17 protein-coding genes are annotated in these 20996 nt (G+C 67.7%); 10 read left to right on the top strand and 7 right to left on the bottom strand.

What is annotated here, in order from left to right:
• Nucleotides 1–13: 13 nt before the first annotated feature.
• On the bottom strand, nt 14–1267 hold the full coding sequence (locus tag QLQ15_RS05985; RefSeq protein WP_283211919.1) for a pectate lyase family protein: 1254 nt from the start codon (nt 1265–1267) through the stop codon (nt 14–16).
• 225 nt (nt 1268–1492) lie between these two features.
• Between QLQ15_RS05985 and QLQ15_RS05980 the strand changes: the two genes are divergently transcribed.
• From QLQ15_RS05980 to QLQ15_RS05935, 10 genes are all read left to right on the top strand, one after another.
• On the top strand, nt 1493–2329 hold the full coding sequence (locus QLQ15_RS05980; RefSeq protein ID WP_283211918.1) for a 2-keto-4-pentenoate hydratase: 837 nt from the start codon (nt 1493–1495) through the stop codon (nt 2327–2329).
• Nucleotides 2326–3318 carry a TRAP transporter substrate-binding protein gene (locus QLQ15_RS05975; protein ID WP_283211917.1) on the top strand — a complete coding sequence of 331 codons (993 nt, stop codon included), beginning with the start codon at nt 2326–2328 and terminating at the stop codon, nt 3316–3318. The genes QLQ15_RS05980 and QLQ15_RS05975 overlap by 4 nt, the downstream gene beginning before the upstream one ends.
• Nucleotides 3319–3325: 7 nt before the next feature.
• The gene (locus QLQ15_RS05970; protein WP_283211916.1) at nt 3326–3838 is read left to right on the top strand and encodes a TRAP transporter small permease; all 513 of its coding nucleotides are present in this window, start codon (nt 3326–3328) and stop codon (nt 3836–3838) included.
• 1 nt (nt 3839) lies between these two features.
• On the top strand, nt 3840–5123 hold the full coding sequence (locus QLQ15_RS05965; protein WP_283211915.1) for a TRAP transporter large permease: 1284 nt from the start codon (nt 3840–3842) through the stop codon (nt 5121–5123).
• A gap of 10 nt (nt 5124–5133) precedes the next feature.
• A complete protein-coding gene (locus QLQ15_RS05960; protein WP_283211914.1) occupies nt 5134–6687 on the top strand; it encodes a family 43 glycosylhydrolase in 1554 nt (517 codons plus the stop codon).
• Between the two features lie 46 nt (nt 6688–6733).
• The gene (locus QLQ15_RS05955) at nt 6734–7831 is read left to right on the top strand and encodes a LacI family DNA-binding transcriptional regulator (RefSeq protein ID WP_283211913.1); all 1098 of its coding nucleotides are present in this window, start codon (nt 6734–6736) and stop codon (nt 7829–7831) included.
• A 285-nt stretch (nt 7832–8116) separates the two neighbouring features.
• On the top strand, nt 8117–8959 hold the full coding sequence (gene kduI, locus QLQ15_RS05950) for a 5-dehydro-4-deoxy-D-glucuronate isomerase (protein ID WP_283211912.1): 843 nt from the start codon (nt 8117–8119) through the stop codon (nt 8957–8959).
• Between the two features lie 146 nt (nt 8960–9105).
• On the top strand, nt 9106–9861 hold the full coding sequence (kduD, locus tag QLQ15_RS05945) for a 2-dehydro-3-deoxy-D-gluconate 5-dehydrogenase KduD (RefSeq protein WP_283211911.1): 756 nt from the start codon (nt 9106–9108) through the stop codon (nt 9859–9861).
• Nucleotides 9862–9924: 63 nt separating this feature from the next.
• Nucleotides 9925–10362: a cupin domain-containing protein gene (locus tag QLQ15_RS05940; RefSeq protein ID WP_432277777.1), complete on the top strand. Its 438-nt coding sequence runs from the start codon at nt 9925–9927 to the stop codon at nt 10360–10362.
• A gap of 153 nt (nt 10363–10515) precedes the next feature.
• Nucleotides 10516–10698: a hypothetical protein gene (locus QLQ15_RS05935; RefSeq protein ID WP_283211910.1), complete on the top strand. Its 183-nt coding sequence runs from the start codon at nt 10516–10518 to the stop codon at nt 10696–10698.
• 5 nt (nt 10699–10703) lie between these two features.
• On the opposite strand, the gene QLQ15_RS05930 is transcribed toward QLQ15_RS05935, so the two are convergent.
• From QLQ15_RS05930 to QLQ15_RS05905, 6 genes are all read right to left on the bottom strand, one after another.
• Entirely contained in the window at nt 10704–11429 is a 726-nt protein-coding gene (locus tag QLQ15_RS05930) for a response regulator (RefSeq protein ID WP_283211909.1), read from the bottom strand.
• Nucleotides 11430–11467: 38 nt separating this feature from the next.
• Nucleotides 11468–14104, bottom strand: coding sequence for a sensor histidine kinase (locus QLQ15_RS05925; protein WP_283211908.1), 2637 nt, complete (start codon nt 14102–14104; stop codon nt 11468–11470).
• A 156-nt stretch (nt 14105–14260) separates the two neighbouring features.
• Entirely contained in the window at nt 14261–15082 is an 822-nt protein-coding gene (locus QLQ15_RS05920; protein WP_283211907.1) for an aldose 1-epimerase, read from the bottom strand.
• Nucleotides 15072–16088 (bottom strand): glycoside hydrolase family 43 protein, encoded by a 1017-nt coding sequence (locus QLQ15_RS05915; protein ID WP_283211906.1) that lies wholly within the window; start codon nt 16086–16088, stop codon nt 15072–15074. The genes QLQ15_RS05920 and QLQ15_RS05915 overlap by 11 nt, the downstream gene beginning before the upstream one ends.
• Before the next feature lie 24 nt (nt 16089–16112).
• The gene (locus QLQ15_RS05910; RefSeq protein WP_283211905.1) at nt 16113–17600 is read right to left on the bottom strand and encodes an MFS transporter; all 1488 of its coding nucleotides are present in this window, start codon (nt 17598–17600) and stop codon (nt 16113–16115) included.
• Nucleotides 17601–17715: 115 nt separating this feature from the next.
• Nucleotides 17716–20649, bottom strand: a complete 2934-nt coding sequence (locus QLQ15_RS05905) for a TonB-dependent receptor (RefSeq protein WP_283211904.1) — start codon at nt 20647–20649, stop codon at nt 17716–17718.
• Between the last annotated feature and the right edge of the window lie 347 nt (nt 20650–20996).

Raw genomic sequence — 20996 nt, 5'->3', positions numbered from 1 at the left:
GGAATTGCACCCCTTACTTCAGCGGCGCCCGTCGCGGCAGCGGCTTCAGCGGCTCCATCGTGTCCATGTTCCAGTCGGCCGGAACGAATGCCTGCCGCGTTTCGGGCTGCTTCGGATAGCCGCCCACCTGCTCCTGGCTGTCGATGATGCGGCCGCGGCCTTCGATGGTGTCGGCGAGGATGCGGCGATCGACATCGTCTCGATCCCACGGACGTGCGCCCGCATTGGCGACCACCTCGTCCTGCACCTTCGCCGACGGCAGCAGCGTCACGCCGAAGGGCAGTGCGGGCGGGCGCTTCATGGTGTCGACCTTGATCGGCGTGGTGGTGTAGCGGCCCTGCTGTTGCACCGGATTGCCCAGGCGATCCACCGCCAGGTTGTCCTCGAAGTACACGTCGAGGTCGCCCGAGCCACCGACCTGGAAGAAGGCGACCTTCTCGGTCGAGATGCCTTCGCGCATCACGTTGCCGCGCGCGACCACCTGGCCACGCGAGTACGGATGGCCCAGCCATTCCTCGGCGATGAGGTTGTAATGCACGGCGCGCTGGCCGGGATCGTAGATGAGGTTGTTGATGACCTGCCCGCGCGCACCGCCCTTGAACAGCGGGTTGCGTTCGTAGTTGTGCGCATACAGGTTGCCGACGATCAGGATGTCGTTGACGTGGTCGTGGATCAGCGAACCCTTGGAATGCTCGCCCTTGGCGTGCGTGGCATTGGCCAGGCCTTCGGCGATGATGTTGTTGCTGTAGGTGATGCGGCGCGAGGCTGCTTCCATCCACTCCTTCTCGCTCTCGCCGAAGAAGCGCGTACTGGAGGCCGAGAGGTTCTCGTCCGTGGCCCACGTCAGCGAGCAGTGGTCGACGATCACGTCATGCGCGCCGCGCACGGTGGTGATGGCGTCGATGTCGCCCGACCACTTCGGCCGCAGGCCATCGCCGGGTCGCACTCGCACGTGGCGCACGACGACGTCGTGTGTGGCGATGGTCAGCCCGCCCTTGATGACGGTGATGCCCGGCTGCGGCGCCGTCTGGCCGGCGATGGTCAGATACGGCTCGGTGATGCGCAGCTCCTTCATGTCCAGGTCGATCACGCCGCCAACCTCGAACACCACGATGCGCGGCCCCGGTGTCGCCAGCGCCTCGGCGAACGAGCCCGGACCGCTGGCAGCCAATGTGGTCACGCGGATCACCTGGCCGCCGCGACCGCCCGGCGTGTGCGCCGCCCAGCCCTGCGCACCCGGAAACGCCAGCGCTGTCCCTTGGGACAAGTCGGGTTGCGCGGCCTGGACCACGGCGCAAGCGCCACCGATCAGCGTGCCGACCAGCAGCGCGCCGCCGGTGGCCCGCCGAAACCGGGAAAAAAAGCCACTTCCACGCAGGTTCCCCATCCGTCCCCTCCCCGAGTCGTGATCCGAGTGTAGACCCCGATTGTCAATGACACCGGTTTCCTATACAACACCATCGAAGAGCCAACATCAGGGGAATTCCGCCGCATGGACAAACACGCGCCCGACGCGGGAAGCGCCGACAGTGCAAGCATCGCCCGGCGCCTGGTGACGGCGCGGCGGCAGGCCGAGGCTCTGCCGGAGTACCCCGGGCCGCTGCCGCGGACGCTGGTCGAAGGGTATGCCTGCCAGGACGAGGCCATCGCGCTGTGGGGTCGGCCGGTGGTGGGTTGGAAGGTGGGCAAGATTCCCGCCGACTGGGAAGCGCGGTTGGGCGAAGAGCGCCTGGTCGGCCCCATCTTCGAAGGCGCGGTGCAATCGGCGGCGAACGGAACGGGGACGTTCGCGGTGATTCCGGGGGGATTCGCCGCGGTCGAGGCCGAGTTCGTGTTCCGCCTGGGCGCCGACGCGCCGGCCGACAAGACCGACTACACCGCGCAGGACGCCGCAGCGCTGGTCGACGCGCTGCTGGTCGGTGTCGAACTGGCGGGTAGCCCGCTGCCGCTGATCAACGTGCTCGGCCCGCCCATCGTGGTCTCGGATTTCGGCAACAACGCGGGGCTGATCCTCGGTGAGGAGATCCCGGACTGGCGACGCCAATCGGCCGACGACCTGACCTGCGAAACGTTCATCGACGGTCACCTCGTCGGCGAAGGCGGCGCGTCCACGATCAGCGGAGGCCTGCTCGCTGCGCTGGCATTCGCACTGTCGCGCTGCGCCAGTCGCGGCTACCCGCTGAAGAAAGGCATGCTGGTGACCACCGGCGCGGCGACCGGCATCCACGACATCGTCGCGGGCCAGCGTTCGCGCATCAGCTTCGGCGACCGCGGCCAGATCCATTGCAACGCCGTGGCCGCGAAACCCGTGCACGAGGGGAACGCATGACCGATCGCCGCCGATTCCTGGCCGGCATCGCCGGCGCCTGCGCCGCGGGCGTGCTGACCAGCGCGCGCGGCGGCGAAGGCGGCTCGCAGATCCTCACGGCCACCGACGTCCATGTGAAGGACTACCCGACCGTACAGGCGGTGCAGTGGATCGGCGAGCAGCTCGAACGCGAGACCGAAGGCCGCCTGCGCCTGCGCATGTACCACTCCGGCCAGCTGGGCCGCGAGTCGGAAGCCATCGACATGGCGCGCTTCGGCGCCATCGCCATCACGCGCGTGTATTCCGGCGCGCTCAACAACGCGTTCCCGCTCACGCAGGCGCTGTGCCTGCCCTACGTGTTCGATTCGGTGCCGCACCTGCGTCGTGCGCTGGACGGCGATGTCGGCGCACAGGTGCTGCGCGGGTTCGAGGCGCGTGGGCTGGTCGGCCTGGCGATCTACGACAGCGGCCCGCGCTGCTTCTACAACATCAAGCACCCGATCCACGAACCCGGCGACCTGCACGGCCTGAAGATCCGCGTGCCGGTGTCGGACATCTTCATCAAGATGCTGCGCCTGTTCGGCGCCAACCCGACGCCACTGCCGCTGGGCGAAGTGTTCTCCGGCATGGAGACGCACATGATCGACGGCGCCGAGAACAATATCCGCGCCTTCCAGTCCAGCCGTCATTTCGAGGCCGCGCGCTACTGGTCGCACAGCGATCATTCCTACGCACCGGACGTGTTGATCATGTCGCGCAAGACCTATGACGGCCTGTCGTCGCGCGACCGCGAACGGGTGGTCGAGCTGGCGCGCGAGTCGGTACCGGTGATGCGACGCCTGTGGGCGGAGCAGGAAGAGGCCGCGCGGCGCACGGTGATCGAGTCCGGCGTGAAGTTCAACGACGCCGACATCCCCGCGTTCCGCGCCGCCGCACAACCGCTGCTGGCGGAGTACCGCCGCGATCCGGCGATCGACGCGCTGTACCGTCGCATCCGCGAACTTGCCTGAGGATTCCATGTCGGCCACCGCCATTCCGGTCTCTTCGTCACTCCTGCAGCGCACCTGCGAACGCCTCGCCGGTTGGACCATCGCCGTGGCGGCCTTCGCGCTGCTCGGACTGGTGGTCGTGCAGGGCTGGCAGGTCATCGCGCGTTACGTGCTCAACGATTCACCCAGCTGGACCGAGCCGGTCACGCTGCTGCTGCTGAGCACGGCGATGAGCCTGGGCGCCGCGGCTGGCGTGCACACGCGGCGGCACTTCAGCTTCTCGCTGCTGGCCGATGCATTGGGTCCGCGCGCGAGGCATGCGATGCATCTGGCGCAGTCGGCGGTGATCGTCCTGATCGGCGCGATGCTGGCGTACTGGGGCACGGTGCTGTTTGTCGATGGCGTGCACATTGCCGCGGCAGGCGCGCCGCTACCGGACAGCATCGAGTACCTGCCACTGGCGATCAGCGGCGTATTGATGGCGCTGTTCGCGGTGGCGCAGATGGCCGCACCCGATGCACCCGCTCCGGAGGGCCACTGACATGGCGATCGCACTGCTCTTCGCACTGTTCGGCGTGCTGCTGGTGATGGGCGTTCCCGTCGCCTTCGCGCTGGCCGCAGCCTCACTGGCGACGCTGTTCTTCCTGGATGTGCCGTCGATCGTGATGGTGCAGCAGGTGTCGGCCGGTGCCGGGTCGGCCAGCCTCATCGCCATTCCACTGTTCATCTTCGCCGGCGAGATCATGCTGCGCGGCGGCATTTCCGAGCGCCTGATCGGCCTGGCGTCATCGCTGGTCGGACGCATGCGCGGTGGCCTGGGTCAGGTGAGCATCCTGTCGTCGCTGTTCTTCGGCGGCGTGTCGGGTTCGGCGCTGGCCGACGTGTCCGCTGTCGGCGGCACGATGATTCCGCAGATGGTGCAGCGCGGCTACGACCGCGACTTCGCCGTCAACGTCTGCATCACCGCGGCGCTGGTCGCGTTGCTGGTGCCGCCGTCGCACAACCTCATCCTGTATTCCGCGGCGGCCGGTGGCGGCCTGTCCATCGCCGATCTGTTCGCGGCCGGCATCGTGCCGGCACTGCTGATGACCGTGGTGCTGATGGTCACCTGCTACGCGGTCGCGCGCCATCGCGGCTACGGCGTGGAGATCTTCCCGGGCTGGCATGCGGTGCTGCTGCGTCTCGTGTCGGCGCTGCCGGGCCTGGGCCTGGTCGCGCTGATCTTCGTGGGCATCCGCGCGGGCATCTTCACCGCGGTGGAAAGTGCGGCCATCGCCGTGGTGTACGCATTGCTGGTCACCAGCGTGCTGTACCGGCAGCTGAAGTGGCGCGAGTTCCTCGGCACGGTGGTGCACGCCGCGCGCAGTGCCGGTGCGATCCTGTTCGTGATCGCCACCGCGGCGGTGTTCGGCTGGCTGCTGGCGTACCTGCAGGTGCCCGCGGCGTCGGTGGAATTCCTCACCAGCCTCACCCAGGACCGCAACGTGATGTTGCTGCTGATGATCCTGGTGCTGCTGGTGCTGGGCACGTTCCTGGACCTGGCGCCGATGATCCTGATCTGCACGCCGATCTTCCTGCCGGTGGCGAAGGCCATCGGCATCGATCCGGTGCACTTCGGTGTGATCCTGGTGCTCAAGGGCGGCCTGAGCCTGATCAGCCCGCCGCTGGGTTCGGTGCTGTTCGTGGGCACCGCCATCGGCAAGATCAGCATCGGACAGAGCATGCGCACCATCTGGCCGTTCTGGCTGGCGGGGCTGGCGGTGCTGCTGATCGTCGCGTTCGTGCCCGCCCTGTCGCTGTGGCTGCCGGCGGCGCTGAAGGCCTGACCGCGCGCCCATGAAAGTACGCGCCGGCGTGCTGGCCCTGCTGCTGCCGCTGGCGGCGCTGGCCGCGTCGCCGTGGCCGCAGGGCATCGAAGGCCAGCGGCGCGCGGACCTGGGCAACGGCACCTTCCTCAATCCGGTGCTGGCCGGCGACCATCCCGACCCATCGGTGCTGCGCGACGGCCAGGACTACTACCTCACGCTGTCATCGTTCGATGCCTATCCCGGCCTGCCGCTGTGGCATTCGCGCGACCTGGTGAACTGGGAGCCGATCGGCCACGCGATCGCGAAGAACGTGGGCGCGATCTGGGCGCCCGACCTGGTGAAGCACAAGGGCCGCTATTACGTGTACTTCCCGGCGCGCAGCGCGCGTGGGCGCAGCAACTACGTGGTGTGGGCCGACGACATCCGCGGGCCGTGGAGCGAACCGGTCGACCTGCACCTGCCGGATCACATCGATCCCGGTCATGCCGTCGGCGAAGACGGCAAGCGCTACCTCTTCCTCAGCGGCGGCGACTACGTGCCGCTCAGCGACGACGGCCTTCGCACCATCGGCCCCGTGCGCCACGTCTACGACGGCTGGCGTTATCCGCAGGACTGGAATGTGGAGAGCTGGTCGCAGGAAGGCCCGAAGATCGCGTTCCGCAACGGCTGGTACTACATGATCACCGCGGTCGGCGGCACCGCCGGACCGCCGACCGGGCACATGGTCATCGCCGCGCGTTCGCGCTCGATCCACGGCCCGTGGGAGAACGCGCCGGGCAATCCGATCGTGCGGACGCAATCGGCCGACGAACACTGGTGGTCGCGCGGGCACGCGACACTGGTGGAAGACACGGCAGGCGCGTGGTGGATGCTTTACCACGGTTACGAGAAGGGCTTCTGGACGCTGGGCCGGCAGATGCTGCTGGACCCGGTGCGCTGGACGGACGATGGCTGGTTCGCGGCCCAAGGCGGCGACCTCGGCTCGCCACTGCGCAAGCCGGCGGGAAGCGCGGTCGCGCATGGCATGGCGCTGTCGGATGCGTTCGACGGGCCGCGACTGGGCCCGCAGTGGGCGTTCTACGACCCGGCCCCGGACGAGATGCAGCGCGTCGCGTTCGAGGATGGCGCGCTGGTGCTGAAGGCCAAGGGGCGCTCGCCGCGCGACAGCTCACCGCTGACGGTGATCCCCGGCGACGTGGCCTACGAGGTGCAGGCCGAGCTGGACATCGACCCCGGCGCCACCGCGGGCGTGGTGCTGTTCTACAGCGACCGGCTGTACGTGGGCCTGGGCTCGAACGGGGACGCCTTCGTCATGCACCGCTACGGCGAGGAGCGCCCCGCCGCGGGCCTGCCGCCTGGCCCGGGCGGGCGGCTGTGGCTGCGCGTGACCAACGACCGCCATATCGTCACCTTCCACACCAGCCGCGACGGCCGGACCTGGCGCAAGTACGACGTGCAGATGGAAGTCTCCGGCTACCACCACAACGTCGCCGGGAAGTTCCTGTCCCTGCGTCCGGGCCTGTACGCCAGCGGCGAAGGCCGGGTGCGCGTGCGGGACTTCCGCTACCGGGCCCTGCCCTGAAGCCGGCGCCCGGGCGGCTAGAATGTCGCAAATCCGCAGGCTGCCCATGACCGCATCCACTCCGCGCTCCCGCCATTCCCGCACCGCCGCAACGCCGACGACCGCGCCGGAAGACGTGGTGCTGCCCGGCAAGGCGACCATCAACGACATCGCGCGGCTCACCGGCGTGTCGAAGAAGACGGTCTCGCGGGTGATCAACAATTCCCCGCTGGTGCACCCGGAGACGCGCGAGAAGGTCCTGGCGCTGATGAAGCAGCTGGGCTATGTGCCCGATCCGCAGGCGCGCGGCCTGGCGTTCCGCCGATCGTTCCTGATCGGGCTGGTCTACGACAACCCCACCGCGCAGTTCATCGTGAACATGCAGTACGGCGCGCTCGACGCGCTGCGCGACTCAGGCTACGAACTCGTCGTGCATCCGTGCGACAGCTCGAAGGACGACTACATCGACGGCGTGCGACGCTTCGCGCAGCAGCAGAAGCTGCATGGCGTGATCCTGATCCCGCGCGTGTCGGAAGACGAACAGCTCGCCACCGCGCTGCGCGAGATCGGCGTGCGCTACGTGCGCATCGCCTCGATCCCGCTGGACGAAGCCGCGAGCATGGTGGTCACGCACGACCGCCAGGCCGGCAGCGAAGCGGCCAACTACCTGGAATCGCTGGGCCACCGCAACATCGGCCTGATCACCGGTCCGCGCCGCTATCGCTCCACCATCGAGCGCGGCGGCGGCTTCCTGTCGGGGCTGGACGCGCGCGGCATCGAGCTGTCGCCGGACTACATCTACGAAGGCGGCTACACGTTCGATTCCGGCGTCGCCGGTGCGGAATACCTGCTCGCCAAGTCGCCGCGCCCCACCGCCATCTTCGCCTGCAACGACGAAATGGCCGCCGGCGTCTACAAGGCCGCGATGCGCCGCGGTCTGTCCATTCCCGGCGACCTGTCCGTGGTCGGTTACGACGACAGCCCACTGGCTTCGCAGCTATGGCCGGCGCTCACCACCATCCATTCGCCCATCCGCGACCTCGGCCACATGGCCGCGCAGATGCTGCTCAGCGACGATCCCTCGCCGACCGGTGCGGTTGCCTCGCCGCGCACGGTGACGCCGCGGCTGGTCGTGCGCGATTCGAGCCAGCGCCCGAAGGGCTGAGCGGCGCGACCGCGTCCCTTCACCAAGCCACTCCGCCCGCTTCGCCCTCTCCCCTTGCGGGAGAGGGACAGGCCGCCGAAGGCGGCCAGGGAGAGGGTACGGCGACGATCAAGCACGCGCTTCGCGCGCCCCCTCTTCCGCCCTTCGGGCACCTTCTCCCGCGCGGGAAGAAGGGAAGCGCAACACGGCAGAGCATCTTTGACACCGGTTACCAAAACCCGGCTATCATCCCGACATCACCCGCCGCGCGCGCGTTTGCGCCGGCCCGAACGACCGGAGAGGCCCATGTTCCGCAAGACCTACCACGCCACCCACCCGGACATGATGGCCGGCGCCAGCAACGACCAGCTGCGCGAGCGCTACCTCATCGACGGCCTGTTCGTGCCGGGCCAGGTGGTCCTCAACTACTCCCACAACGAGCGCTTCGTGATCGGCGGCGCCGCGCCGACGACCGCACCGGTGTCGCTGCCGCAGCAGACCGAGCCGGCCTCGGCCGCGGGCAAGCCGTTCCTGGAGCGCCGTGAGCTGGGCGTCGTCAACGTCGGCGCCGGAACGGGCACGGTCACGGTCGATGGCACCGCCTTCACGCTCGAACCCAAGGACGGCCTGTACGTGCCGATGGGCAGCGAAGTGCAGTTCGCGTCGAACGACGCCGCCAACCCGGCGAAGTTCTACCTCGCCTCCACGCCGGCGCATGCGCGCTACGAGGCGAAGCACATCTCGATCTCCCAGGCCGTTCCGCTCGAGCGCGGCGCGCTGGAGACGTCGAACGAACGCACGATCTACCAGTACATCGTCCCGGCCACGGTGAAGTCCTGCCAGCTGCTGCTGGGCCTGACCATCCTCAAGCCGGGCAGCGTGTGGAACACCATGCCGCCGCACCTGCACGACCGCCGCTCCGAGGTGTACTTCTACTTCGATCTCGGCGACCAGCGCGTCATGCACTTCATGGGCGATCCGGCGGACATGCGCCACCTCGTCATCGCCAACGACGAAGCCGTCGTGTCGCCGCCGTGGTCCATCCACATGGGCTCGGGCACGAAGAACTACTGCTTCATCTGGGCCATGGGCGGCGAGAACCTGGACTACACCGACATGAACCAGCTGGATATCTGTCAGTTGAAATAAGGCCGCGCCCGCTTCGTTCGCCCCGAGCGCAGGCGCACCGCGCCGCATTCGAAGGATGGACGAGGCCGATGGTCCTTCGACTTCGCTTCGCTACGCTCGGGACGAACGGTCCCGGGCACGACACTCACATCAAGGGGAAAGCGTTCATGGCCAATCCGTTCAGTCTCGAAGGCAAGGTCGCGCTGGTCACCGGCGCCAACACGGGCCTGGGCCAGGGCATCGCCCTCGCGCTGGCCGAAGCCGGCGCGGACATCGCCGCCGCCGGCATCGCGCCGCCGACGGAGACCGAACAGAAAGTGCTCGCGCTCGGTCGCCGCTTCGTGTCCATCGAAGCCAACCTGTCGAGCGTCGAACCGGTGGAGCGCATCGTGCGCGAAACGGTCGACGGCCTGGGCGGACTGGACATCCTGGTCAACAACGCGGGCCTGATCCGTCGCGCCGATGCCGTCGACTTCTCCGAGAAGGACTGGGACGACGTGATGAACGTGAACATCAAGGGCGCGTTCTTCATGGCCCAGGCCGCCGGCCGCCACATGATCGGCCAGGGTCGCGGCAAGATCATCAACATCGCCTCGATGCTGTCCTTCCAGGGCGGCATCCGCGTGCCGTCGTACACCGCCAGCAAGAGCGGCATCGCCGGCATCACGCGCCTGCTCGCCAACGAATGGGCCAGCAAGGGCATCAACATCAACGCGATCGCGCCGGGCTACATGGCCACCGACAACACCGCGCAACTGCGCGCCGACGAGCAGCGCAGTGCGGAGATCCTCGGCCGCATTCCCGCCGCACGCTGGGGCACGCCGGCCGACCTGGGCGGCGCGGCGGTGTTCCTGTCGTCGAGCGCATCGGACTACGTCAACGGCGCGGTGCTGCCGGTCGACGGCGGCTGGCTGGCGCGCTGAGGAGCGTGCCCCTCCCCTGCTTGCAGGGGAGGCGCTGACACCGGGCAGAGGAGGACGAACGCCATGATTCGCATCGCCACCTGCTTCCTGCTCGCCATTGCGTGCGCAACCGCGCACGCAGGCGAACCGCGTCGTGATTCCTACGTTGAACAGGCGCGCGATATCGCGGTGCAGCAGCCCGGTCCCCACGAAGGCAAAGGCACCACCACGGCCTACCCGTTCTTCGAGGACGCCGAGGGTTTCGACATCGTCTTCCGCCAGCGCGCACTGCATCCGGGTGCGACGATCGGCGAGCATCGCAACGACAAGGACGAGATCTATTACGTGCTGTCCGGCCGGGGCGAGCTGACACTCGACGGACAGCGTCGCGACGTGGGCCCGGGCGACGCCATCCTGACCCGCGACGGCAGCACGCACGCACTCGCGCAGATCGGCAAGGACGACCTGGTCATCATTGTCGTCTACCGCAAGCGCGCAACCGCTGCACCCTCAACGCGCTGATCGCACGCGCGCATGCGAAACGTGCGCTCGTGGTGAACGCTTCGTCATCGCGCACCGACACGACCACGCATCGTTAACGCGGGCGTTCGCCTGCGTTTACCTCGTCGCATCGAGAATCCTGGGGGACATCCCCGACCGATGCGAGGCAATGCCATGTCGTCCAGCAAGCGCGAGCTGATATCCCCCCACGGCGACAAGCGTTACGTCCGCCGCGACGAGAAGGGCCGCTTCAAGGAATCCGACGACGTGAGCCGTTCGCTCTCCCAGGACCGCAAGCGTGAGGCGTCCACGACGGTGAAGCCCGGCCAGGGCGATCGCGGCGACCGGAAGCGCTGACAGGCTCAGTCGTCGCGGCCGATGAACTTCAGGCCTACACCGGGTTCGGTGGCGATGTAGCGCGGCCGCGCCGCGTCGTCGTCGAGCTTGTGGCGCAGTTTGCCGACCAGCACGCGCAGGTAGTGCGTGTCGTCCTGGTGCGCGGGACCCCATAGTTCGCGCAGGATCTGCGGCTGCGTCACCACGCGGCCCGCGTGCTGCAGCAGCAACGCAAGCAGCGCGTATTCCTTGCGCGCCAGCACCACCGGCTCGCCGTCCAGGCGGACTTCGCGTCGCACGAGGTCCACGTGCAGATGTCCGTCGTCGTAAAGCGGCGCGGCCTCGTCACTGCCCGCGATGCGCGATCGCAGCAGCGCACGTACGCGCGCCATCAGCTCCTGCGCGCCGAATGGCTTGGTGACATAGTCGTTCGCGCCCGCGTCCAGGCCCGCCACCTTTTCCGCTTCGTGCGAGCGCACCGTCAACAGGATCACCGGCACCGCCGACCATTGCCGCAGTTCGCGCAGCACCGCCTGCCCATCGCGATCGGGCAAGCCCAGGTCCAGGATCACCAGATCCGCGCCGTGCGCGGCCAGCGCCTCCAGCCCTTCCTGGCCGGTCTCCGCCGACTCCACCGCGTAGCCCTGAGCACGCAGGCTGATCTCGAGGAACCGGCGTATCTGCGGTTCGTCGTCGATCACCAGAACGCGCGGCGGTGGTGCGGCGGCGGTGGAGGTCGGGCGGTCGGTCATGGCAGCGGCGTGCGTCCGGGTGCCCGCATTCTGGCAGGTCAGGGTTCGATCCGCGGCAGCGTGATGCGCACCGTGGTGCCCACACCGTCCGGACCCGGCAAGGCTTCGACGTGTCCGCCGTGGGCACCGATCATGCCCTGCGTGATCGCCAGCCCCAGGCCCGTGCCCTGCCTGCCACGATCGCCGCGCTCCACGCTGTAGAACATGTCGAAGATGCGGCGGCGCTCGTCCTCGGGAATGCCCGGGCCGCGGTCGCGCACATCGATGCGCAACTGGCCGTCGACCTGTCGGGCATCCACGGCCACGGCTTCTCCCGGCGGCGAGAACTTCGCGGCGTTCTCCAGCACGTTGAACAGCGCCTGTTCCACCAGCGCCGGATGCACCCATATCGGCGCGAGGTCCGGTTCGACCGTCACGTCGAAACGCGCATTGGGCTCGTACCGCTTCAGGCGCGACACCGCCGAGCCGATCAGCTCGTCGGTGCCGATCCAGTCGCGGTTGAGCGTGAGGCCGCCATGCCCCAGCCGTGTCATGTCCAGCAGGTTCTGGATGTAACGGTCCAGGCGCTCGCCTTCGATGCGGATGGTCTCCAGCAGGCTTTGCCGGTCCTGTGCGTCCATCGCGTCGAAGTAATGCTCCAGGCTGCTCGCCGAGCCGATGATCGACGCCAGCGGCGAACGCAGGTCGTGCGACACCGACGACAGCAACGCCGAGCGCAGGCGCTCGGTCTCGTTGTTCACGCGGGCATCCTCCAGATCCGCCACCAGCCGCGTACGCACCAGTGCCTGCGCGATGTCCTCGGCCATGGCCTCGGCCAACCGCCGCTGCTCGTCGCCGATGCGATGCGGCTGCGGCAGGCGCAGGCCAAGCACACCGGTGTCGCGATCGCCCAGCGCGAGCGGAAGGAACCACCACGCCGATGCGGCCAGCGTATCGGTGTAGCGGCCCGCCGGTTGGCGATGACGCATGGCCCAGTCCGCGGCCGCGCGGTCCATCTCGCCCAGTGCCTCGACGTGCAGGCGGTGGGCGCCGGCCTGGATCGTCACGTCCGCGTCCAGCGCGCGCCGCAAGGCATCGCGGCCCGCGTGCATCACCTGCTCCTGGTCCGCCGCGGCAGCCAGCTGTCGCCCCAGCGTCTGCAATGCCGTGGCCTGCGCATTGGCGGCGCGCAAGGCGAGCACCTGCATGCGCAACTTGGAGGCCAGGCGCCCGGCCACCAGCGCGGCGATGAGGAACAGCACCACGGTGGTCACGCCCTGGCGTGCGCCGATCATCAACGTGAAGCGGGGCTCGATGAAGAAGAAGTTGTAAGCCAGGAAGCACAGGACCGCCGCGATGACCGCCGCGGCCATGCGCGTGCGCGCGGCGACCAGCACCACTGCGACGATGAACACCAGCGACAGGTCGTCCAGCGCGATCCAGCGGTCGGCGGCCCACGCCACGGCAGTCGCTGCCGCGGCGGCGATCACCGCCAGTGCCGCGTCGCTGCGGGTGAGGAATCCGCCGAACTGCCGCCACGAGCGCCGTGCGCGCGCCCGCGCCTCCGGCGTGCTGACGATGGTCAGTTCGTAGTGCGCGCCTCGCTGGATGAGCTGCTGGGTCAGCGTGCGGTTGAACATGCGCGCGACGGGACGCTCGCGCGTGCGCCCCAGCACGATGGTGTTCGCACCCGAACGCGCACCGTGATCGAGCAGCGCGTCGACGATGCTGTTGCCGTGGACGACCACGGTGTCGCCGCCCAGCCTGCGCGCCAGCGCGAAGGCTCGGTCCAGCTCGCGCTGGCGCGGCTCGTCCACCGCGTCGGCGGTCTGCACCGTGACGACCGTCCAGGGGGCGTCGCGTCGTTCGGCGATGCGTCGGGCCACGCGCACGAGGTATTCGGACTGTCCGCGGCCGTCGATCGCCACCATCACGCCGCGACGCAAGGCCATGCCAGGCAGCCCGCGTGCCGTCTGCACCTCGCGCAGATCGCTGTCGACGCGGTCGGCCGCGGTCTGCATCGCCAGTTCGCGCAGCGCCGTGAGGTTGCTGGGCGAGAAGAAGGCCTGCAATGCGTGCGCCGCCTGCTCCGGCACGTAGACCTTGCCCTGCTGCAGGCGCTCGATCAGTTCGCGCGGTGGAAGGTCCACCAGCACGATGTCGCGCAGACGGTCGAACACCGCATCGGGCACGGTCTCGCTGACGCGCACGCCGGTGATGCGATGGACCACGTCATTGAGGCTTTCCAGGTGCTGGATGTTGATCGTGGTGTAGACGTCGATTCCGGCGTCGAGCAGTTCGACCACGTCCTGCCAGCGCCGCTCGTGACGACTGCCCGGCACGTTGCGGTGGGCGAGCTCGTCCACCAGCGCCAGCGCGGGTTTGCGCGCGAGCAGGGCATCCAGGTCGAGCTCCTCGAGGGAGTGGCTTGGCCCATTCGCGGGTGCGTAGTCGATGCGCCTGCGCGGCAGCACCTCCAGCCCTTCCAGCAGCGCCGCCGTCTCGCTGCGTCCATGCGTCTCGGCGATACCGACCACCACGTCGAGCCCGCGACGCTGCAGTTCGCGCGCGCGGCTGAGCATGGTGTAGGTCTTGCCCACGCCCGGCGCAGCGCCAAGGAAGATGGTCAGACGACCGGCACCCTGGCGCTGCAGTTCGCCGATGAGGGCGTCAGCCTGTTCGCTGCGTTCGATCATGGGCTCGGACAGTTGCGTCGCGGCAGGTCGCGGCACACACAGGATAGTGGGTGGGGATCACAGACGCGCAAATGCCCGGCCCCGGACGTGCCGGGACCGGCGATGCGTCCGCGCGTGCTACTGCGGGTCAGTCAGCGCGTCACGCGCTGTCGGACGTCACCGCGATGACACCCACTCCATCAGGAACCAGCGTTCCAGCGTTTCGCCCGGTGACAGCAGTACCGGCGCCAGGTTGAACGCATCCGGCGGGCCGCTCTGCGGTTCGATGCAGGTGGCGTGTTCGGGCTCGTCGAACACGACCCAGTGGTCGCAGTCGGACGTCAAACGGATGCGCGCACCGCCGGCGCGCATCATCACCTGTTGTCGGTTGACGAAGCAGTCGTCCCACGGCCCGCGGTTGGGTGCCACCAGCGGGCGCACCGCAATGCCATCGCGATCGCGCGGATACATCGCGCCGGGCGAGAAGTCCAGGCGTTCGGGCTTCCGGAACCATGGATGCCAGCCCAGGCTGGCCGGCATCGCACGCGCGCCGGCCGTGACCGACAGCGTCATGCGCAATGCGTCGGCGTTCAGTTCGAGGCGCTGGCGCGCGGTTCCGCCGAACGGCCAGCGTGCGTCTTCGGGCAACGTCAGGGACAGATCGACGTGCGCGTCGCCCTGCGTCACGACCGTCCACGGCAGCACGAAGCCCACGCCATGGATGGCATGGTCGCCCAGATTGGCCGGCAGCACGTGCGCCACTCCATCCAGCACGAACCGGCCATGGCGAATGCGCCCGGCCCACGGCACCATCGGATAACTGCCCCACGCGATCGCGGCATCGGATGCGGCCGCGTGATCGACCAGCAGCGGCGTTCCGCCGCGACGGATCTGCGCAAGCCGACCGCCGGCCTGCGGCGCGACATCGACCGCTAGCGTACCGTGGGTCAGCGTGAGCAGCGGGCCCGGTGCGAGCGGCGCCGTTGCGTCACTTGCCATAGGGATCGATCGTGACGATGCGGCCGTCCGCGTCGTGCTGCAGCGGCGTCACCTTGATCGAACGCAGGTGCGTCACGCCGCCCGACAGGATGGAGTCGTGATAGAACAGGTACCACTGGTTGTCGAACGCGCAGATCGAGTGGTGCGTGGTCCAGCCAACGACGGGCGTTAGGATTCGACCCTGGTAGGTGAACGGCCCGTACGGGCTGTCGCCCACCGCGTAGCACAGGTAATGCGTGTTGCCGGTCGAGTACGAGAAGTAGTAGCGGCCGTTGAACTTGTGCAGCCACGAGGCTTCGAAGAAGCGGCGGTCGTGATCGCCTGCGCGCAGCACCTCGCCGTTGTCGTCGAGGATGAGCACTTCGCGCGGCGCTTCGGCGAATTCCCTCATGTCGGCCGTCAGGCGCGCGATCTTCGGGCCCAGCGCGGGCGCGTCGTCGGCGGGCTCGGCGTGCGACGCGTCGTGCGCGTTGTCGCGATACTGCTGCAGCTGGCCGCCCCACAAACCGCCGAAGTACATGTAGTACGCGCCATCGTCATCGGCGAACACGGCCGGATCGATCGAGTAGCTGCCGCGGATGGCGTCCGGTTGCGGCGTGAACGGGCCTTCGGGGCGATCGCCCACGGCGACGCCGATCTGGAAGATGCCGTCCGCGCGCTTGGCCGGGAAGTACAGGTAGTACTTACCGTCCTTCTCCGCCGCGTCGGGCGCCCACATCTGGCGCTGCGCCCACGGCACGTCCTTCACGTGCAGCGCGACGCCGCAGTCGATGGCCTCGCCCTGCGGCGAATCCATGCGCAGGACGTGGTAGTCCTCCATGCCGAAGTGGTCGCCCAGGTCGTTGAACGGGATGCCAGCCTCGATGTCGTGCGAGGGATAGATGTAGACCTTGCCCTCGAACACATGCGCCGACGGATCGGCCGTGTAGATGTGCGTGACCAGTGGCTGCGAGACGGCGCGTTCGGCGAGCGTCTTGAGGTCGGTGGTGTCGGAGGGATCGGACATGGCGGCAGTACTCGTCGTGGGGGCTCAGGCGCTGGCGGCGCTCGCCTGCAGGCGGCGCGTGTTCAGCTCATGCTCGATGCGCGACTCCATCGTCTTGTTGATCTCGTACAGGAACAACAGCACCACGCAGAGCAGGAAGGGGATCGAGGCGTACACGCTCACCGCCAGGCGGATGCCGTCGACGGTCTGCGACGCCTGCGCGGCGGCTCCGGGCTCGTAGCCGTAGTAGGCAAGGATGCCGGCCACCGATGCGCCGCCGACACTGAGGCCGATCTTCAGGCCGCACAGCATCGCCGAGAAGATGATCGCGGTGGCGCGACGGTGGTTCTTCCACTCCGAGTAGTCGGCCACGTCGGCGATCATCGCCCACAGCAGCGGGATGGTGATGCCGTAGAAGAAGCCGTGCAGGATCTGCGAGACGAACACCACCCACGTCGCCTGCGGCGGGAACACGTAGAACGCCAGCATGAACAGCGTGGACACCAGCAGCGCGCCGCCGAACACATCGCGCTTGCCGAAGCGGTCGGCCAAGCGCTTGGAGAAGCCGATGCCGATGATCATGAAGATGATGCCGCCGGCATTGAACAGGCTGAGCGCCGAAGTGGGTGCGTCCTTCGGCCACTGGAACTCGGTCAGTCCGGCGCTGGTGAGCACCGAGTTGAGCCCGGCGATGAAGCCGTTGAAGCCCACCTGGTCGAGGAAGCCCGCCAGGTGCGGCTCGCTCAGGTAGTACTTGAAGTAGTACACGTACATGCCGCCCTTCAGGGCCAGCGTGACGAACACCAGGATCGTCAGCAGCAGCATCACCACCCACGGGCGGTTCCTGGACAGATCGCCCAGGTCCTGCGCGACGGTCGACTTCTGCTCCGGCGCGGGAACGATGCGCTCCTTCGTGGTGAAGAAGGTGATCAGGAAGAACACCGTGCCGACGATGGCGAACAGCATCATCGTGTTGTGGAACCCGCGCACCTTGTCGCCGTCTCCCAGGATCAGCACCAGCGGCAGCAGCAGCGCCTGGATGATGAACTGCGCCACCATCACCGCGACGAAGCGGTACGCCGACAGGCTGTTGCGCTGGGCCATGCTGCCGGTCAGCACGCCACTGAGCGCCGAGTACGGCAGGTTGTTGGCCGCGTAGACCAGCACCAGCAGGGTGTAGGTCGCGAAGGCATAGGCGACCTTGGCCTTGGGCCCCAGGTCCGGCGTGCTGAAGGCCAGCAGCGAGAACACGCCGAAGGGAATCGCGGTCCACAGGATCCACGGCCGGAACTTGCCCCAGCGCGTGCTGGTGCGGTCCGCGGCGAAGCCGATGATCGGCGTGAAGACGAAGGCGCCGAGCATGCCGACGATGAGGATGATCGTCGCGGCGGTGCCGGCGGGAATGCGGTAAACGTCCGTGTAGAAGAACGCCAGGAAGGTGACCAGCGTCTGGAAGATCAGGTTCGCGGCGAGATCGCCGAGGCTGTACCCGACCTTCTCGGTGACCGACAACGTTTCGGAAGTGCTGTTCATGTGCCCCGGCGTCAGATTCGGGAGCCCTGCCATCGCGGGGCCCAAGTAGTACGGCCCGCCCGGTGTTTCCACCGAACGGGCCGCAGGTTACCGCTGTTGGATCACGCGCGCTGGATCAGAACGTGCCGCGAACGCCGACGGTGTACGTGGTGCCCGGATCGTACATGTCGTTGACCGCGTTGTCGTAGGCGAAGAAGGAGCGACGCTCCTCGCCGAGGATGTTGGTCACGTTGAAGTAGATCTGCGGCTTGGACCAGACGTTGGCGAGCGTGTAGCTCGTCGACAGGTCGAGCTGGCCACGGTCTTCGCCGTAGATCTGCGCGAACGGAATGCCCTGCTGGTTCGGACCGGTGCCGACGGCGCCTTCCTGCCAGTTGTACGACAGGCGCGCCTGGGCGACGTCGTTCTCCCAGTACACGGTGGCGTTCCACATGCTGGGCGCCACGCCGTAGACGTTGCCGGCCAGTGCCTTCGCGTCCTTGCCGATCGTGCTGATGTCGAGCTTGGAGTAGTTGGCCATGAAGCCCAGGCCATCGAGCACCATGCCCAGCGGCTGCACCCAGATCAGTTCCCAGCCGCGGATCTCGAGCTCGGCATCGGCGTTGACCTGCTGCTGCACGTTCACGGTCGCCACGTCCGGGCCGCCGCGCGAGTTGATCGCCTGCTGCTGCGAGGCGAGCAGGCTATCGAACGGAATGCCCAGGTCGGTGAACGGACGCGTGGTGACACCCTGGTAGGTGTAACCCTCGATGCGCTTGTTGAACAGGGTCAGGCCGACGAAGCCCTCACCGCCCGTGTACCACTCGCCACCGATGTCGAAGTTGGTGGAGATGTACGGGGTCAGGTCCGGGTTGCCCTGGTTGGCCACCTGCGCCGAGATGTCGGTGAAGGTGGTGGCCGGCAGCATGGAGCTCGGGTTCGGGCGGGTCATGGTGCGCGAGGCCGACGTGCGCAGCACGACGTCCTTGGCCACGTCCCATGCCGCGCTGAACGACGGCAGCCATTCGGCATAGTCGCCGGTCAGCGTCTGCCAGTTGCGCACGCCGTTGATGGTGACCGGGCCGCTGATGTCCTGGTCGGTCGACGCGTAACGCACGCCCATGTTGTAGCGCATGTTGCGGTGCCACACTTCCGACTCGCCGTTGATCATGACGAACGCGGCGGTGTTGGCCTCGTCGAAGCCACCGGTCGGAGCACCGGTGTTGGCACCGTTGGCCTCACCCGCCGTATCGCGGTAGTAGGCGTAGTTGGTGTCGCGCATGAAGCGGTCGAAGTCCACGGTCACGAAGCCGAACGGGCCCGGCGTGATGTAGTTCGGCAGCGCCGAGCTGGGAACCTGCGCGAGCGCGTACGGCTGCCAGTTGGTGCCGGTGTCGCCGAAGCCGACGATGGTGCGGTAGTTCGTGTCCCACGCGACGCCGAAGGTGACATTGTTGCGATCGTCGCCCAGCTGCAGGCTGGCGTTCAGGCCCTTGGTCTCGGTGACGCGCTTTTCGTTCTGCGCCCACACGCGACCGCCGGTCCAGGTCCAGCCGAGGTTCGGATCGTTCAGATCCAGGTCGGTGGTCCAGCTCGGGACGTCGCCGTTGTTGGTGTACTGCAGCGTGGTGAACGGCGAGTTGAACAGGATGGTCGGCGAGTCGCGACGCATCCAGCTGCGGCTGTAGCTGCCCTGCACGTCGAGCTTGACGTCCTCGTCGAAGTAGAACGTGCCGCCCGGCGTGACCTGCCAGTACTGCACGTCTTCGGTGTACGGACGGGCTTCGAGGAAGAACTGCGCGTTCGTGAACGTGGCGCTGGTGACCACGTTGTTCGCGTCCAGCTGCATGTCGATCGGGATCATGCCGCCGTTGCGACCGATCAGATTCATGTCGATGCGGTCGTTGGTGCGCTTGGCCTTCGTGTACAGGACGTCCATGTACATGTCGATGTTTTCGTTCGGGCGCCACTGCACCGAGCCCAGGAACGAATCACGGTCGCGATCGCCGGACATGTGCACCGGACGGCCGAGGCGCGGGATCAGCGCTTCGCCGATCTGCGCGGTCGTCAGGCCCGGGTTGAGCTGCTGCAGCAGCGCCGCGTCGATCGTCTGGCCCGGCGTCAGGCCGGCGGCGATGGTCGAGGCGTTGTTCGGCACCGTGTCCGGGATGCGCCAGCCGTTGCCGCCGGTGACGTTGCAGGGCTGGCCCAGCGCCGGGAAGCCCGCCGCCGCGCCGCCGTTGCCGCACTGGGCGTTGGTCAGGTTCGGGTTGGTCCAGCCGACGGTCTCGTAGCCTTCCACGCCGATGTGGCCGCGCGTGGAGGTGATGCCGCCCAGCACGCCGAAGGTGCCTTCGTCGTTGACCCAGGAGCCGATCACCGTGCCGCGCGGGGCGACCTTGTCGGCGATGTCGTTGTAGCCGGCTTCCAGCGTGTAGGTGACCTGGGTCTTGCCGCTGTCGAACGGACGCACGTTGCGCATGTCGACCACGCCGGCCGCGCCACCTTCAGGAAGCGCGGCAGTCGGCGACTTGTACACCTTGACCTGACTGAAGAACTCGGTCGGGAACAGGTTCAGGTCGACTTCGCGGTTCTGGTTGGTCGCGTCCAGGCCGATCGAGGCCGTGGCAACCGACGCACCGTTGATGGTGGTCTTGGTGAAGCTGCTGGGCAGGCCGCGGATGGCGACGTTGAGGCCTTCGCCGTTGACGTCACGGTTGAGCTGGATGCCCGGAATGCGCGCCAGCGACTCGGCGATGTTCATGTCCGGGAACTTGCCGATGTCCTCGGCGAAGATCGAATCGGTGAAACCGGTGGAATCGCGCTTGGCCTGCGTGGAGTACTCCAGGCTCTGGCGGAAGCCCGTGGCGACCACGCGGTCCAGGTCGGTCACCGACTGGTTGGCCGCATCCCCTTGTGCCGGCGCCTGGGCCTGTCCGGCCGTGTTCGCTTCCTGCTGCGTGGCCTGCTCCGTCTGCGCCTGCTGCGCCATCGCGGCACTGCTGGCCATGCCCAGCAGCACAAGACCCAATGCGCGCGACAACGTCGTTCTCTTGACTTGGTGTTGCACCGTACTCCCCTCCCGTTTCTGGTGAATCCGGACGCTGGAAACCCTGCAGCGGCCGGCTGGCTTTTTGTGGTGGATGACGCGGATGACGCAGGTGACGCAATGACCCATGAAGCAGTGGGACCGGATGGTAGCGCTACCACCATTCTTGCCGCACGCTGCGGAGCAACATGAAATTCCGCTGGATTTCACCGGGCCTATGCTGCTTTGCAGCAAAAGATTTTGGCCGGGACGTGTCTCTTGCCTCTTGCAATCGCGCGCGGATTCGTAGCGCGTGACGCGTCCAGTTCGCGCGTGCTAATGATAGCGCTATCACTTTTGGTGCCCGCAGGCGTACAGGTAGGGGAACA

Source organism: Lysobacter stagni (genome assembly GCF_030053425.1).
GTDB lineage: Bacteria > Pseudomonadota > Gammaproteobacteria > Xanthomonadales > Xanthomonadaceae > Lysobacter_J > Lysobacter_J stagni.
Note: the sequence above shows the minus strand (reverse complement) of the source record. Positions and strands in the feature narration are given on the sequence as shown.

Coding starts and splice junctions, on each gene's coding strand:
- QLQ15_RS05980 (WP_283211918.1), top strand. CDS start 1,493: ATGGACAAACACGCGCCCGACGCGGGAAGCGCCGACAGTGCAAGCATC.
- QLQ15_RS05975 (WP_283211917.1), top strand. CDS start 2,326: ATGACCGATCGCCGCCGATTCCTGGCCGGCATCGCCGGCGCCTGCGCC.
- QLQ15_RS05970 (WP_283211916.1), top strand. CDS start 3,326: ATGTCGGCCACCGCCATTCCGGTCTCTTCGTCACTCCTGCAGCGCACC.
- QLQ15_RS05965 (WP_283211915.1), top strand. CDS start 3,840: ATGGCGATCGCACTGCTCTTCGCACTGTTCGGCGTGCTGCTGGTGATG.
- QLQ15_RS05960 (WP_283211914.1), top strand. CDS start 5,134: ATGAAAGTACGCGCCGGCGTGCTGGCCCTGCTGCTGCCGCTGGCGGCG.
- QLQ15_RS05955 (WP_283211913.1), top strand. CDS start 6,734: ATGACCGCATCCACTCCGCGCTCCCGCCATTCCCGCACCGCCGCAACG.
- kduI (WP_283211912.1), top strand. CDS start 8,117: ATGTTCCGCAAGACCTACCACGCCACCCACCCGGACATGATGGCCGGC.
- kduD (WP_283211911.1), top strand. CDS start 9,106: ATGGCCAATCCGTTCAGTCTCGAAGGCAAGGTCGCGCTGGTCACCGGC.
- QLQ15_RS05940 (WP_432277777.1), top strand. CDS start 9,925: ATGATTCGCATCGCCACCTGCTTCCTGCTCGCCATTGCGTGCGCAACC.
- QLQ15_RS05935 (WP_283211910.1), top strand. CDS start 10,516: ATGTCGTCCAGCAAGCGCGAGCTGATATCCCCCCACGGCGACAAGCGT.
- QLQ15_RS05930 (WP_283211909.1), bottom strand. CDS start 11,429: ATGACCGACCGCCCGACCTCCACCGCCGCCGCACCACCGCCGCGCGTT.
- QLQ15_RS05925 (WP_283211908.1), bottom strand. CDS start 14,104: ATGATCGAACGCAGCGAACAGGCTGACGCCCTCATCGGCGAACTGCAG.
- QLQ15_RS05920 (WP_283211907.1), bottom strand. CDS start 15,082: ATGGCAAGTGACGCAACGGCGCCGCTCGCACCGGGCCCGCTGCTCACG.
- QLQ15_RS05915 (WP_283211906.1), bottom strand. CDS start 16,088: ATGTCCGATCCCTCCGACACCACCGACCTCAAGACGCTCGCCGAACGC.
- QLQ15_RS05910 (WP_283211905.1), bottom strand. CDS start 17,600: ATGAACAGCACTTCCGAAACGTTGTCGGTCACCGAGAAGGTCGGGTAC.